Origin of the sequence: Pontibacter coccineus, assembly GCF_030546575.1 — a bacterium.
In the GTDB taxonomy this organism is placed as follows: Bacteria; Bacteroidota; Bacteroidia; order Cytophagales; family Hymenobacteraceae; genus Pontibacter; species Pontibacter coccineus.
The window spans coordinates 678,245-694,091 of record NZ_JAUOTN010000002.1 but is presented as its reverse complement, the minus strand read 5'-3'; the positions used below and the strand labels follow the sequence as shown (position 1 = coordinate 694,091).

Here is a 15,847-nt window from a genome sequence, read left to right as displayed (position 1 = left end):
GATCACCCTTAAAACTACCTTACTTATGCGAAAAATTTATGCGCTCGCCACGGCGGCACTGGTCTTCCTGAGCCAGTGGACGATGGCGCAGGCAGACCTCTCCTACTATCTCCCGCAGGATGTAACCTACAACAAAGAATTCCCCACGCCCAAAGACATACTGGGCTACAACGTAGGCGAGTGGCATGTGAGCCACGACCAGCTGGCGATGTACATGCGGCAAATGGCAGAGCTCTCCGACCGGATCACGATTGAGGAGTATGCGCGCACCCACGAAAACCGTCCGCTATACCTACTCACCATCACCTCGCCTGAGAATCACAAGAACATTCAGCGCATCAAGGAGCAGCACCGTCAGCTGACCGACCCTAGTGCATCCGGCAAGCTCGACATCAAAAACATGCCGGGCGTGGTGTGGATGGGCTACAGCGTGCACGGCAACGAACCGAGCGGCAGCAATGCCTCTCTGCTGGCCGTCTACCACCTGGCTGCCGCGCAAGGACCTGAAATTGATAAGCTGCTCAGTGAAACAGTTATCCTGATAGACCCTTCCATCAACCCGGACGGGCTTAACCGCTTTGCCAGCTGGGTGAACACACACCGGGGCAAAAACCTGGTGACGGACCCGAATAGCGAGGAATTTGCCGAAGCCTGGCCGCGCGGGCGAACCAACCACTACTGGTTCGACCTGAACCGCGACTGGTTGCCGCTACAGCACCCGGAGTCCAGAGGCAGATTGGTTAAGTTTCACGAGTGGAAGCCCAATGTGCTCACCGATCACCACGAAATGGGCACCAACTCCACCTTCTTTTTCCAGCCAGGTATACCGAGCCGTAACCACCCGCTCACGCCTGCCCGCAACTACGACCTGACCAAGAAGATCGCCGGCTTCCATGCCAAGGCCCTCGACAAGATCGGTTCGTTCTACTACACCGAAGAGAGCTTCGATGACTTTTACTATGGCAAAGGATCCACTTACCCGGATGTGAATGGCGCCATCGGCATTTTGTTTGAGCAGGCCAGTTCCAGAGGCCATGCGCAGGAGAGTGTGAACGGCGTGCTGACCTTCCCGTTCACCATCCGTAACCAGTTCACGACCACCCTCTCGACATTGGAAGCAGCGCAGAACATGCGCGAAGAACTGCTCACCCATCAGCGTGACTTTTACCGTGATGCCCTGAAAGAGTCAGCTAAAGCGCCATTTGGTGCTTATGTATTCAGCGCCGAAAAAGATCCGGCACGCGCTTATCACCTGGCCGAGATCATCCACCAGCACCAGATCGACATTTACCGTCCACAGGAAAAATTCACGATCAACAACGTGACATACACGCCTGAGAATAGCTACGTTGTGCCTACCAACCAGCCACAGTACAAACTGATTGAGGGGATGTTTGAGCGCCGCACCTCGTTCCAGGATAGTTTATTTTATGATGTATCGTCCTGGACGCTGCCGCTTGCCTTTAACCTGGAGCATGCCAACCTGAAGTCCGGCCAGTTCAAGCGCAACATGCTGGGCCAGAAGCTCGCCTCTGTTGACTTCCCGACAGGACAGGTAGTGGGCGGCAACAGCGCGTATGCCTATGCTTTTGAGTGGCACGGCTACTATGCCCCAAGAGCCCTCAACACGCTCTTCAACCACGGCTTGCAGGCCAGAGTAGCTACGGATAAATTCACTGGTGCTAATGGTAAACAATTCGACTACGGCACCATCCTGATACCTGTAACCGGGCAGCCTGTTGGGGCCGAGCGCATACACGAGTTGATGGCCCAGATCGCAAAAGACAACGGCATCACAATACACGCCATCAGCACAGGCTTCACGGAAGGCATTAACCTGGGGAGCCCGGGTATCTATACCTTGCAGCAACCAAAGGTGGCCATGCTGATTGGCGAAGGCGTGAACAGCAACGATGCCGGAGAAGCCTGGCACCTGCTCGACCACCGCTTCAACATCAACACCAGCCTGGTGAATGCTGAGTCCGTGAACCGCATTGACCTGAGCCGTTACAATGTAATCGTGATGGCGGATGGCACTTATGGTAGCATTTCAGAGATCGGTAAAACGAGACTGCGCACCTGGGTGCAGCAGGGCGGCACGCTCGTAGGGATGGGCAATGCCACCCGCTGGCTGGCGGATAACAAGATCGGCAATTTCAGCTTCAAACAGGGTGAGAAGGCCGACACAGCCCGCCTGCCCTACGCCAGCATGAGCAATACAACCGGTGCGCAGGTAATCGGCGGTGCCATCTTCGAGACCAACCTTGACCTGACGCATCCGCTGGGCTACGGTTACTACAACAGCAAACTGCCCGTGTTTCGCGACAACCGCTTGTTCATGGAGCCTTCCAAGAGTCCTTATGCCAACCCGGTAGTTTATACTGACAAGCCGCTGCTGAGCGGTTACATTTCGAAGCCAAACCTGAAGCAGCTTGGCAATACGGCCGCCATTTCGGTGTCGGCTTTGGGTGGTGGCAAAGTGATCGGTATGACGGACAACCCGAATTTCCGCGCCTTCTGGTTCGGTACGAACAAGTTGTTCCTCAACAGTATCTTCTTCGGTCAGATCATCAGCGGAGGCTCCGCCCGTGCCGAGGAAGCAGCCCATGAATAAGGTATAGATCCTCTTTTAAAAAGGCCGGTGCACATGCACCGGCCTTTTTTATTGGTTTTACGATAGGAAGTACTTGGCCCTTGCCTTAACTAAGGAGAACATTTCCGCTGTTGCCATTTTTAGGTATAGCTGTGTAGTGTCAGTCGGCGCTATAGCTTATATATACATGCCCCGTGTTCTTTCCGGGATGATAACTTGGGAACGATTGACATCCCCCTACCCCCTTCAAAGGGGGACTTTACTGTAACTGCCATATCTCAGGTATAAGCTTAGTAGGTTTTGCTTTGCTATACCGGGTCCAACCACCCCTAACCCCTCCTTGTCAAAGGTGGGGAATCTGTAACTGCCAACATACATGTATAAGTGCTGTTGCTTCAGTATACCTGTGCAAGATTTACACCCCTCTGCGCTCCCCTCAAGGGGAGCGTTTGGCCAGTGCTACTTCTATAGTATAAGCACTGTAGCCAAGACCACACACCCGCTGAAAGGTATAGCAAACTAACTTTTACTCCAGCTACGTAGCAGATCACTTTAGCCAGGTGCACCCAAATGATTACCCACTGTTTGAGCGGTCAGCGAGTTTGGGGAATCTTGACTTTTTTGCTTACTTTTTGTGTCAAGACAAAAAGTGAGTGCCCGCCGCACAGGCGAAGCAATACAACGACTTAGGTTACTCATAGCACATCATCTGCCTTAAACGAGGAAAGTCCATGCCTTATGACAATAAACTATTCCTTAAAACAGGAAGGCCAGCGCAAATGCGCTGGCCTTCCTGTTTTGTGAACGATGGACTCGGATCTTATTTGAAGCGGTAACCTAGCACAATTTCATGCGAACCTGCACTATGGTGGCGCACAGGCGACACGGTGATATCGTAGGTATAGCTCAGCTGAAATTGCTCCTGAAACTGCACCCCCACTAAACCCACGATCGCGTCCTGGGTGCGGTACGAGATGCCTGCCCATACCTGGTCATCGTACACCGACTTCTGGCGGCGCTTGCTCATGTGGTAGGAGCCTTTCAGGTTAAGGTCGGCCTGAATCGGGGCGCCCTGCACGTACTTGAGCAAAGCCGAAGGCATCAGTCGGATCTTGTCGTGCACATCAAAGTTATACCCACCAGACACAAACAAGTGGCGCGACAGGCGGCTCACTTCTTCGCCCCCATCCACTTCATGTATCTTGTTACCCAGTACCTGAAAGAGGGAAACGCCGAAGTAAAAGTCTTCTGAGTGCATGAACGTACCGAGCGTCAAGTCGGGCATAAAGGCATCCACGCGGCCGTGGTTGGTCACCGGGTCCCGCTCGTTGGAGCCGTCTGCCAGGTGCACTTTGGCCGGGTCGAAACGAAACTGCTGGAAACCGGCAGAGAAGCCAGACGACAGGAATATTTTTCGGTTAAGCGGCACATGGTAGGCGTAAGAAGCCAGGGCACCCGTACGGGTGGTAGGGCCTGTCTGGTCGGTATAGACCATACCGCCTGTCCCATGGAAGCCCTGTGCTTTGCGGCTGCGCTTCAGGTGCTTGTTGAATAGAGCACCTTCCCCGCTCAGATAAAAAGTTTTGGGAGCCCCCTCAAAGCCAACCCACTGATTGCGATAGCCCATCTTGATGTTTACATTCTTCTCAAACCCGGCTACTGCCGGGTTGAGAATGAAGTAATTGGTCATGTACTGGGAGTAAAGGGCTTTCTGCTGGGCCGATGCCGTGAAAGCGATCAGCAGGAAGCAGAGAATTAATATATTATTTTTCATAACGGTCTCTTTCTAAAATGGCGAAACTTAACGCATGATGGTCACTGATGTCTTGATAGCCGGAGTCGCGTCACCGAACTCGATGATGGCGTAGTAAGTACCATCTGGCAGTCGTTTGCCCTTGTTCGTACCGTCCCACTCTTTGCCGTATCCTTTCGATTCGAATACCGGGCTACCCCAGCGGTTGTAAACCGTTACTCTGCAGTTAGGGTAAGTTTCCGGCAGGTTGCGGATCACCCAGGTGTCGTTAATGCCGTCGCCGTTCGGTGTGAAACCATTCGGGATGTCCAACTCGCCGAGGCTCGTCACCTCAAACTCAACCTCTGTAACACAGCCATTGGCATCGCGCACTTTCAGGTAGTGCTTGCCGCCGCGCAGGTTCAGGAACTCTGACTCGGTTACATAATCACCACCGTTCAGTGAGTAGACGTATGGCGCCGTACCCCCGCTGACCGTACTTACTTTGGCGCTGCCTGAGTTAGGCTTACCCGGCATTCCATCCGTCACGGCCATCTCTACCTGCAGGGCCGCCGGCTCTTTTATCTCCACGGCACCGAGTGTAATGGTGCAGGTAGAAGAGAAGCGGGTGATCACTTGGTAAGTACCTTTGGCCAGCCCCGTGAATTCCGGGTTTTTCTGGAAGGTCTTGCCGTTGTCGATGCTGTACTCCGTATTCGCGTCGCCGCCGGTCGCCTCGATCAGAATCGTACCGTTCTTCTCGCCGAAGCAGCTGATGTGGCTTACATTGGCCACTTTGCTGGAGAAACCAGCCACTGTTACCGGTACTGAGAAGGTACAGCCTTTGGCGTCTTTCACGATCAAGGTATAGCTTCCGGCCGCTACGTTAGCCAGTGTGGCTGAAGCAGAGAAGTTAGTGCCATCAAGTGAGTAGCTGTAAGGAGCCGTGCCGCCTGTTACTCCCGTCACGACAACCTCACCGGCTTTATCGCCACAAGTGGCAGCAGAAACCTTGAACTTCGCGTCGGTCAGTATCGGGCTGTTTTGCAGGGTCACTTTCTGGATTTGCGTACAGCCGCTGGCATCTTTCACAAACACCTGGTATTCGCCTTCGGCCAGACCAGTGAAGGTGGCATCCGTTACAAAGTTGGTTCCGTCGAGGCTATAGGTATAAGGAGCCGTGCCGCCCACGATCGCGCTGATGGCGATGCGGCCGTTGCGCTCCCCGCAGCTGGCATCGGTGCCGGTCGCTGTGAAACTCTCTACACCACCGCTCGTTGTAACCGCTTGCTCAACCGTAATAGCACAGCCTTCGGCGTCTTTGATCGTGATGGTATAAGCACCGGCTACCAGGTTAGCGAAAGTGGCCGAAGCCTGGAAGCTGCCACCGTTCAAGCTGTAGGTATAAGGAGCTGTGCCACCGTCTACAGCCGTTACTGTGATAGAACCGTTTGCCTCGCCGCAAGCCGCCTGCTTGGCCGCCACAGTTGCTTCTTTCGGCCCCTTCTGACCAACTGTTACTTTGGTGGCAACCGTACAACCGTTCGCGTCTTTCACCGTCACTTCATACTCACCCGGAGCCAGCGCCGCGAAGGCCGTGGAAGCCTGGAATGCAGCGCCGTTAAGTGAGTAGGTATAAGGGGCAGTGCCGCCAGTTACCTGGCCTACTGTGATCTTGCCATCCTTTGCATCGCAAGAGGCAGCAGTAGCATTTGCAGTCAGAGCCGAAGGACCCGCTACGTTATCCACTACCACTTTCTTCTCGATTGTACAGCCGTTGGCGTCGCGCACCGTGATGGTGTGCTCACCTGCGGCTACTGAAGCAAAAGCCGCTTCGCTCTGGAAGGCGCCTCCATCCAGTCTGTAGGTATAAGGAGCTGTTCCGCCCTTCACACCGCTTGCCACAATACCCCCGTTGGCTTCGCCGCAGGTTGCTGTAGAGGCCGTCAGCACAAATTCAGTCGGACCGGCAATGTTCTCAATGACCACCGCTTTGCTGAAAGTACAGCCGTTGGCGTCTTTGATGTACACCGTGTGGTTGCCTGCCGCCATACCTGTCAGTTCAGCAGTGCTCTGGTAAGTTGAGCCGTCCTTGCTGTAGGTATAAGGCGCTTTGCCGCCCGTTACCGCGCCTATGGTCACACTGCCGTTGCTGGCACCGCAGGTAGAGGCTTTGGTTGTCGTGGCAAATCCTGATGGACCGTTGGTGTTCGTTACCGTTACCGCTTTCGCGAAGATACAGCCATTGGCATCTTTCACCGTCACCTGGTACTCCCCTGCGGCCAAACCTGTGAAGCTGGCTGCTGTCTGGAAGTTGGTGCCGTTGATGCTGTAGGTATAAGGAGCCGTGCCGCCTGTCACGCTGCTCACGCTGATCTGTCCGTTGCTGTTGCCACAGGTAGTGTTCTGGGCGGAGGCAGTGAGGTCAGATGGACCAGCCACATTGTTGATGGTGATGGTCTCGGTGTGCGTACAGTTATTGGCGTCTTTTACGGTTACAGTATACTCACCTGCCAGCAGACCTGAGAAGCTGGCGCCGCTTTGGAAGGCACTACCGTTCAGACTGTAGGTATAAGGAGCCACACCACCGTTCACAGAAGTGATTCGGATGCTGCCATTGTCGCTACCGCAGGTTGAGTTGCTGGTTGAGGCAACAAAGCTGCCCGGACCGTCTTTGTCAACTTTCACCGTGGTCGTCGTTTCGCAGCCGTTCGCGTCGCGCACGGTCAGGGTATACTCTCCTGAGGCCAGTGCCGTAAAGGCTGTTCCGGACTGGAACGCACCGCCGTTCAGGCTGTAGGTATAAGGAGCCGTGCCGCCCGTTACTGCGCCAGCCGTGATGCGGCCGTCGTTGTCAGCACAGGTTGCCGCCTGCGCACTTGCCGCTACCGCAGATGGACCCGCGATATCCGTTACCGTAAAGGCTTTGGCAACTGTACAGCCGTTGGCGTCTTTTACGGTGATGGTATGGCTTCCGGCCAGCAGACCTGTGAAGGTGGCTGCGGCCTGGAAGTTCTTACCATCAATGGAGTAAGAGTAAGGAGCGGTTCCACCTGAAACATTCGTCAGGGTCAGTTCTCCGTTGGCCGCGCCGCAGGTTGAGGCTTTGGCAGAAGCAGTCAGGTCGGATGGACCGGCGATGTTAGTCACTACGATCTCTTTGCTGAAGGTACAGCCGTTGGCGTCTTTCACGGTCACGGTATAGGTTCCTGCCGTTACCGCCTCGAAGGTGGTTGCAGACTGGAAGCTGGTTCCGTTGATGGAGTAGGTATAGCCGGCTGTTCCGCCTGTTACGCCTGTTACTTTAATGGTACCGTTTGCAGCGCCGCAGGTAGAAGCTGTGCTGGCAAGTGTCATGTTGCTCGGACCTGGCACATTATCTATCGTCACTTCTTTCGAGATCACACAGCCGTTGGCATCCTTCACGGTGATGGTATGCTTACCAGCTAATAGACCTGTCAGCGTAGCCGACGCCTGGAAGTTGGTGCCGTCTGTGCTGTAGGTATATGGCGCTGTTCCGGAAGTAATGTTGTTTACTGTGATGCTTCCGTTGGCACGCCCGCAGCTCGAAGACTGGGCCGAGGCCACGAAATCAGACGGACCCGGGATGTTCTCCAGCGTTACCGCCTGGGTATAGGTACAGCCATTGGCATCCTTCACCGTCACCTGGTAGGCGCCGGCAGCCAGAGAGGCAAAAGTAGTTGTGCTCTGGAATGTTGTGCCGTTGATGCTGTAGGTATAAGGAGCTGTGCCACCGGTCACGCCATTGATGCTGAACGAAGCGTTTGCATCACCGCAGGTGCTCGCTCTTGGCGCAATCGCCAGTGCCGACGGACCAGCGATATCGCTCACCTGTACCTGCATGGCATACGTACAGCCTTTGGCATCCTTCACCGTGATGGTGTGCGTTCCGGCCACAAAGCCGGTCAGCGTAGCCGAGGCCTGGAAGGTCGTTCCATCCTTGCTGTAAGTATAAGGAGCAAATCCGCCTGTCACTTCGCCCACTGTGATCGTGCCGTTGTTGCTTCCGCAGGTGGAGGCAGTGGTGGTAGTGGCGAAGTTGGTCGGGATGTTCTTGTTGATGGTAACCGCTCTGGTTACGGTACAGCCGTTGGCGTCGCGCACCGTCAGGGTATAGCTTCCGGAGGCAAGGCCTGTGAAAGCCGTTCCGCTCTGGAACGTCGTGCCGTTGATCGAGTAGGTATAAGGCGCTGTGCCCCCTGTTACCGTACCGGCTGTGATCGAGCCATCGTTGTCGGCGCAGCTGGCCGCACCTGTTGTAGCTGCCACTGCTGCAGGTCCATCGATGTTGGTCACATCAAAAGCCTTCTCGAAGGTACAGCCGTTGGCGTCGCGCACCGTAATGGTATGCGAGCCCGCTGCAAATCCGGTGAGTGTCAGTTCAGATTGGAAGTTCACGCCGTCTTTGCTGTACTGGTAAGGCGCTGTTCCGCCGGTTGTGCCGGTGATGGTCAGTTCGCCGTTGCTAGCGCCGCACGTAGAGGCTTTGGCTGTGGCTGCCAGATCAGATGGACCAGCGATATCCGTCACCGTGATCTCTCTGCTCAAAATACAGCCGTTCGCGTCCTTCACTGTCACTGTGTACTTCCCTGCCAGCACCGACTCAAAGCGGGTTACGGCCTGGTAAGTTGCACCGTTGATCGAGTAGGTATAAGGAGCTGTACCACCGGTCACACCATTTACAGTTACCACACCGTTGGCGCTGCCGCAGGTAGAGGCTGCGCTGCCCAGTGTGAGTTCGCTTGGTCCAGGTATGTTCGTTACTTCAATGGTCTTGGCGATCAAACAACCGTTGGCGTCCTTCACGGTGATGGTATACTCTCCTGCCGCCAGCGAGCCGAAGTTGGCTGAAGTCTGGAAGTTCGAACCGTCCCTGCTGTAAGTATAAGGGGCTGTGCCCCCTACCACATCGCTGACGCTGATGCTCGCGTTGCTGTTACCGCAAGTGGAGGAAGCGCCGGCCAGCGTGAAGTCAGACGGTCCGGCGATGTCCTGCACTTCTACCGTTACCGTACCGATACAGCCGTTAGCGTCCTTCACCGAAATGGCGTACTCCCCTGCCTTTACATTGGCAAAAGTAGTCGTGCTCTGGAAAGTCGTGCCGTCGATGCTGTAGGTATAAGGGGCTACGCCGCCAGTTACCGTTCCCACCGAAATGCTGCCGTTGTTGGCGCCGCATGTAGTTCCCTTTGTTGAGGCCGTAAACTGCGGACCGGCCACATTCTCCAGCGTAACCGACTTCGTGAACTCACAACCTTTCGCATCGCGCACAGTAATACGGTGCGTACCTGCTGCCAGTCCAGTGAATGTAGTGCCGGACTGGAAGCTGCCGTTGTTGATGCTATAGGTGTAGGCACCCGTACCTCCCGTCACCGCACCTACCGTTATGCTACCGTCGCTGCGACCGCAGGTAGATGGCACGGTGGTGTGCGCAAAGTTGCTTGGAACGTTTTCTCCTACTGTTACCGCGCGTGTCACGATACAGCCGTTGGCATCTTTTGCCGATAAGGTATAGCTTCCGGAAGCCAGGCCTGTGAAAGCAGTGCCGCTCTGGAACGTCGTGCCGTTGATCGAGTAGGTATAAGGCGCTGTGCCACCCGTTACCGTACCGGCCGTGATCGTACCGTCGTCGTCATTACAGCTGGCTGGCGTAGCCGAAGCTGCCACTGCCGTTGGCCCTCCTATGTTGGTTACTGTAACTGACTTCTCGAACGTACAGCCATTGGCGTCGCGTACCGTGATGGTGTGCGTGCCTGCTGCAAAGCCTGTCAGGGTGTTTTCCGTCTGGAAGTTCACACCATCTTTGCTGAAGGTATAGCCGGCTGTTCCGCCTGTCACCCCTGTCACTGTAATTTCCCCATTGCTAGCGCCGCAGGTAGTTGCTTTGGTTGTAGCGGTCAGGTCAGTCGGGCCAGCGATATTTTCTACCGCAATCTCTTTGCTGAAGGTACAGCCGTTGGCGTCTTTCACCGTGATGGTATACGTACCTGCCAGCACTGTTCCGAAAGAAGCAGTCGCCTGGAAGTTGGTGCCGTCTATGCTATAAGTGTAAGGCGCTGTGCCGCCTGCCACATTGCTCACAGCGATGGAGCCGTTCGCGCTGCCGCAGGTAGAGGCTTTCGAAGCCAATGTCAGGTCGGATGGACCGGCAATGTCCGTCACTTCCACTTCACGGATAGCTGTACAGCCGTTCGCGTCTTTCACAGCAATCGTGTAAGTGCCAGCCTTCAGATTTGAGAAGCTGGTGCTACTCTGGAAAGCGCCGCCGTTGATGCTGTAGGTATAAGGGGTCGTGCCCCCGTTTACCTCGCTCACGCTGATGCGTCCGTTGCTGGCACCGCAGGTAGAGGCCTGCGCTGTCGCCGTAAAGTTCGGACCGGCAATGTTACTTACCGCCACGTCTTTGGCAAAAGTACAACCGTTGGCATCCTTAACAGAGATGCTGTACGTGCCTTCCGCCAGGCCTGTGAAGGAAGCCGAGGTCTGGAAAACGCCGCCGTTGATGCTGTAGGTATAAGGCTCCACACCACCGCTCACATTCGTCACCGTCAGCTGACCGTTCGGGTTACCGCAAGTAGAGGAAGTGGCAGCGGCAGTCAGGTTAGCAGGACCAGCTACATCGCTAACCGCAATCTGGCGGGTGATGATACAGCCTTTGGCATCCTTCACCGTGATGGTGTGCGTTCCGGCCACAAAGTCCGTCAGCGTTGTAGAAGTCTGGAATGTCACTCCATCCTTGCTGTAGGTATAAGGAGCAAACCCGCCCGTCACCGCACCTACCGTGATCGTGCCGTTGTTGCTTCCGCAGGTTGTGGCTGTAGTGGTAGTGGCGAAGTTAGTTGGGATGTTCTTGTTGATCGTAATCGCTCGGGTCACAATACAACCGTTGGCGTCTTTCGCCGTCAAGGTATAGCTTCCGGAGGCAAGGCCTGTGAAAGCTGTTCCTGTCTGGAACGCCGTGCCGTTGATGCTGTAGGTATAGGGAGCTGTGCCACCGGTTACCGCACCCGCCGTGATCGAACCGTCGTTGTTAGCACAACTCGCAGCAGCTGAAGTGGCCGCTACCGCGGTCGGACCGGCGATGTTGGTTAACGTGAAGCTTTTGGCAATGATACAGCCGTTGGCGTCTTTTACGGTGATGGTGTGCGCACCCTGCGCCAGACCTGTGAAAGTAGCCGAGGTCTGGAAGTTCACGCCGTCCCTGCTGTAGGTATAAGGCGAGGTTCCGCCCGTTCTGCCCGTTACCGTGATCTCGCCATTCGCAGCGCCGCAGGTGGTGGCTTTCAGGCTGGTCGTGAAATCAGTTGGGCCAGCAATGTTGGTCACGTTTATCTGCTTGGCGAACGTACAGCCGTTGGCGTCCTTCACCGTAATGGTATAAGTACCTTCTGCCAGAGAACCAAAGGTGGTGGAAGCCTGGTAGTTCGTTCCGTCCTTGCTGTAGGTATAACCAACTTTTCCGCCAGTTACTGCACCTACCAAAATAGAGCCGTTGCTGGCACCGCAAGTCGAAGCGTTGGCGGTCAGCACGAAATCACTTGGACCGGGAACGTCTTGTATTACTACCTCTTTGGCGAACGTACAGCCGTTGGCGTCTTTCACCGTGATGGTATAAGTACCGGCTGTGAGTGATCCGAAGGTATTAGAAGTTTGGAAGTTCTTACCATCCTTGCTGTAGGTATAGGTAGAAGTTCCTCCTGAAACAGCCGTTACCCGGATGCTGCCGTTGTTGCGACCGCAGGAGGTAGTGGTGACAGCAGCCGTAAAATCAGCCGGACCCGCTACATCTGATACGACCACCGCCTGTGTGTGCGTACAGCCGTTGGCGTCTTTTACTGTTACGTTGTAGGTATTAGCGATCAGGCCAGTAAAAGTAGCTGAAGTCTGGAAGTTCGTGCCGTCAATACTATAGGTATAGGCAGACGTTCCTCCTGTCACGTTGCTTACTGTGAACTGCCCGTTGCTGGCACCACAAGTAGAAGCCGTCACAGTAGCTGTTAGCGCAGACGGCCCAGCTGTGTTTGTGACCGTAATCGATTTTGAGAAGGTACAGCCGTTGGCGTCTTTTACCGTGATGGAGTAGTTGCCCGCCAACAGGTTGCTGAACGTGGTACCGCTCTGGAAGGCACCGCCGTTGATGGCATAGGTATGAGGCGAAACCCCGCCCGTCGTACCGTTCACGCGCACGACACCGTTGCTGGCGCCACACGTGCTGGCTGTGCTGGCCAGGCTCAGGTTCGTAGGACCGGCAATGTTGGTCACCGCTACAGTAGCTGTATTCAAACAACCATTCGCATCGCGTACCGTGATCGTGTAGTTTCCGGCCAACAGGTTATCGAACAGAGCCGCATCCTGGAAAGTCGTGCCATCTTTGCTATACTTGAAAGGAGCCGTTCCGCCGCTCACCGCCGCATTGATGCGTCCGTTGCTGCTACCGCAGGTCGAGGAAGTGGCTGTCGCCGTCAACTCAGGTCCGGCGATGTTTGGTACTACCACTGTCTCCATGTAGATACAGCCGTTGGCATCCTTCACTCTTACCTGGTAATTGCCGGAAGCCAGCGCAGCGAAAATGTTGGAAGTCTGGTAAGTGCCGCCGTTGATGGAGTAGGTATAGTTTCGCGTGCCGCCTGTTACCGTGCTCACGGTAAACGAACCATTCGGGTCGCCGCAGGTAGAGGCCTTCACCGTCGCCTGCAGATCCGTAGGACCCGGGATGTTGGTGATGGTTACTGTTTTGGCAATCGTACAGCCGCGATCATCCTTTATCGTAATCGTGTGTGTTCCTTCCGCCAAACCCGTCAGCGTAGCTGAAGTCTGGAAAGCCGTGCCGTTTTTGCTGTAGGTATAAGGGGACGTGCCGCCCACAATGCCGCTCACCACGACGGTGCCGTTTGCGTTACCGCAAGTCGCAGCCGCTGGCGTTGCCGTAAAGTCTGTCGGCATCACTTTGTCGATCGTAACCGCTCTGGTGATGATACAGCCGTTGGCATCTTTCGCCGTCAAGGTATAGCTTCCGGAGGCAAGGCCTGTGAAAGCCGTTCCTGTCTGGAACGTCGTGCCATTGATGCTGTAGGTATAGGGAGCTGTGCCACCGGTTACCGCACCCGCCGTGACCGAGCCATCGTTGTCGGCGCAGCTGGCTGCACCTGGCGTCACGGCCACTGCCGTAGGGCCGGCGATGTTTGTTAACGTGAAGCTTTTGGCAATGATACAACCGTTGGCATCCTTCACCGTGATGGTGTGAGTTCCCTGAGCCAATCCTGTGAAGGTGGCCGACGTCTGGAAGTTCACCCCGTCCTTGCTGTAGGTATAAGGCGAGGTGCCGCCCGTTCTGCCCGTTACCGTGATCTCGCCGTTGGTAGCGCCGCAGGTGGTGGCTTTCAGGTCAGTTGTGAAATCTGTTGGGCCGGCGATGTTGGTTACCGTCACTTGTTTAGTGAAGGTACAGCCTTTGTCGTCCTTCACCGTGATGGTATGCGTACCTGCCGCAAAGCCGGTCAACTCATTAGAAGCCTGGAACGTCGTGCCGTTCTTGCTGTAGGTATACGGACTGATACCGCCCACCACATTGCTCACCGTAACGGTACCGTTGCTGGCACCGCAGGTAGAAGAAACCGGAGTGGCTGTGAAGTTCGTCAGTGTAGCCTGGCTAACTGTAACAGCTCTTGTTATAATACAGCCGTTGGCGTCGCGCGCCCTTAAGGTATAGCTTCCGGAGGCAAGACCTGTGAAGACAGTGCCTGTCTGGAAAGTGGTGCCGTTGAGTGAGTAAGTATAAGGAGAAGTACCACCCGTTACCGTACCGGCCGTAATGGAGCCGTCGTTGTTCAGACAGCTGGCAGGGTTTGAGGTCGCCGCTACGGCAGTCGGCCCTGGTGTATTGGTTAGCGTGAAGGATTTAGCGATCGTACAGCCGTTGGCATCGCGCACCGTGATGGTGTGCGACCCAACCGCAAGACCCGCGAAAGTGGCGGAAGTCTGGAAGTTTGCACCGTCCTTACTGTAGGTATAAGGCGAGGTTCCACCTGTCACATTATTGACAATGATCTGCCCATTGGCATTGCCGCACGTCGTGTTGGTTGGCGTGGCCGTGAAGTCAGACGGGCCTGTTACCTGCGTCACTGTAAACGACTGTGTAATCGAGCAGCTTTTTTCGTCCGTTACAGTCACTGAGTAAGTGCCAGCTGAAAGACCGTTGATCGTAGCAGTGGTGGCGCCATTGCTCCACAGGTAGCGCAAGGCACCCTGCGCGCCTGTTACGTTTGCCGTGATGGTGCCTAGCGTGCCGTTACAGATAACGGGGGTGCCTGTCAGTTTCACCTCCATCTTGTAGAAGGTGATACGCGTTGTGCTGCGCACCGGCGAACAATTACCATTTCCAGTTGACTCCAGCGTAAGCGTAACAGCCCCGGCAGTAATATCTGCTGCAGATGGCGTATAAATCGCGTTCAGGTCGTCTCTGTTAGAGAAAGTGCCGCTACCGCTCGTGCTCCAGCGACCTCCGAGAGCCGCAGTTACCGTACCAGCTAGCTGCACCGTGCCCGAAGAACAGGCCAGTTGATCTGCTCCAGCGTTCGCGGTGAGGTTGGTCACCACATTGACCGTGGCCGAGAACTCTTTACAGTTAAAGGAGTTTTTGGGTACCGCCGCGAATTTGTAGGTGCCAACAGCGTTTGCCGTGTACGTAATATCACGCCCGACCTCAGTGCCGCTTGAGTTATACCAGAAGTAGTCAAACCCGGTCGCCTGATCACCGCCTGTTACACTGCCTGTGAGCAGCACGCTGCTACCTCCCGGACAGATAATGGCTGGTTGAGGCCCAACAGTGACAACAGGTTCGGGATAGAAGAACACCCTGATTTCGTCATAGTACGGGATATTAGTACACTGTGAGGTATTTGAACTCCCACTTACGATATAATCCACATAAGCCGGCGCAGTTGCATCGGGCGTAACAGTTGGATTTGTCGCTCTTACATCACTCAGAAACTTCTCAAAGCCTTGTCCGGACTTATCTCTCCATGTAACTGTACCATCCAAAAACGAAGCTGGAGCATTAAGTATAGAAGAACAACCCAAGGTAATGGAGACATCTGGCGCAGCATTAAATGCGGCAGTAGATACAATTCGAAATACGCCTTTAGCATTTCCGGGCATACAAAGCGAGAGTATGTGAGGCCCGGCACCAGTTAGGCAAATGGGGACACCTACTTTTTGCTGTGCCCCGCAATTTATCTGATACCCCATTGAACCAGTTGGCTCAGGCCCTTCTAAGATAAAAAACTGCATTCCACCGGAATTTGGATGCAGTTTAATATTAAACTGCACACAGTTTTCATTGGAGGCGGCACTACAAGTCTGTCCACTTCTATTTACCTGTCCCGAAGTCCATATACCGTTCGGGTTGCCACTTAGGTCAACTTCATAAATAGGCACCTGCGCAAACACATCAGGGGAAGCTACCAGCTGTAACATCCCTAAGAGTAAAATCGCAAGAAGAT

At 54.9% G+C, this 15,847-nt stretch carries 3 protein-coding genes; 1 reads left to right on the top strand and 2 read right to left on the bottom strand.

What is annotated here, in order from left to right; translation table 11 throughout:
* The first annotated feature begins 25 nt into the window (after positions 1-25).
* A complete protein-coding gene (locus tag Q4E40_RS07010) occupies positions 26-2,614 on the top strand; it encodes a M14 family metallopeptidase (protein WP_303410997.1) in 2,589 nt (862 codons plus the stop codon).
* Positions 2,615-3,413: 799 nt separating this feature from the next.
* On the opposite strand, the gene Q4E40_RS07005 is transcribed toward Q4E40_RS07010, so the two are convergent.
* Both Q4E40_RS07005 and Q4E40_RS07000 read right to left on the bottom strand, forming a co-directional pair.
* The gene (locus Q4E40_RS07005; protein ID WP_303410996.1) at positions 3,414-4,367 is read right to left on the bottom strand and encodes a PorP/SprF family type IX secretion system membrane protein; all 954 of its coding nucleotides are present in this window, start codon (positions 4,365-4,367) and stop codon (positions 3,414-3,416) included.
* A gap of 27 nt (positions 4,368-4,394) precedes the next feature.
* Entirely contained in the window at positions 4,395-15,386 is a 10,992-nt protein-coding gene (locus Q4E40_RS07000; protein WP_303410994.1) for a T9SS type B sorting domain-containing protein, read from the bottom strand.
* Between the last annotated feature and the right edge of the window lie 461 nt (positions 15,387-15,847).

Bases quoted from the DNA above. Each gene is read 5' to 3' on its own strand.
- Q4E40_RS07010 (WP_303410997.1), top strand. From the start codon at position 26: ATGCGAAAAATTTATGCGCTCGCCACGGCGGCACTGGTCTTCCTGAGC.
- Q4E40_RS07005 (WP_303410996.1), bottom strand. From the start codon at position 4,367: ATGAAAAATAATATATTAATTCTCTGCTTCCTGCTGATCGCTTTCACG.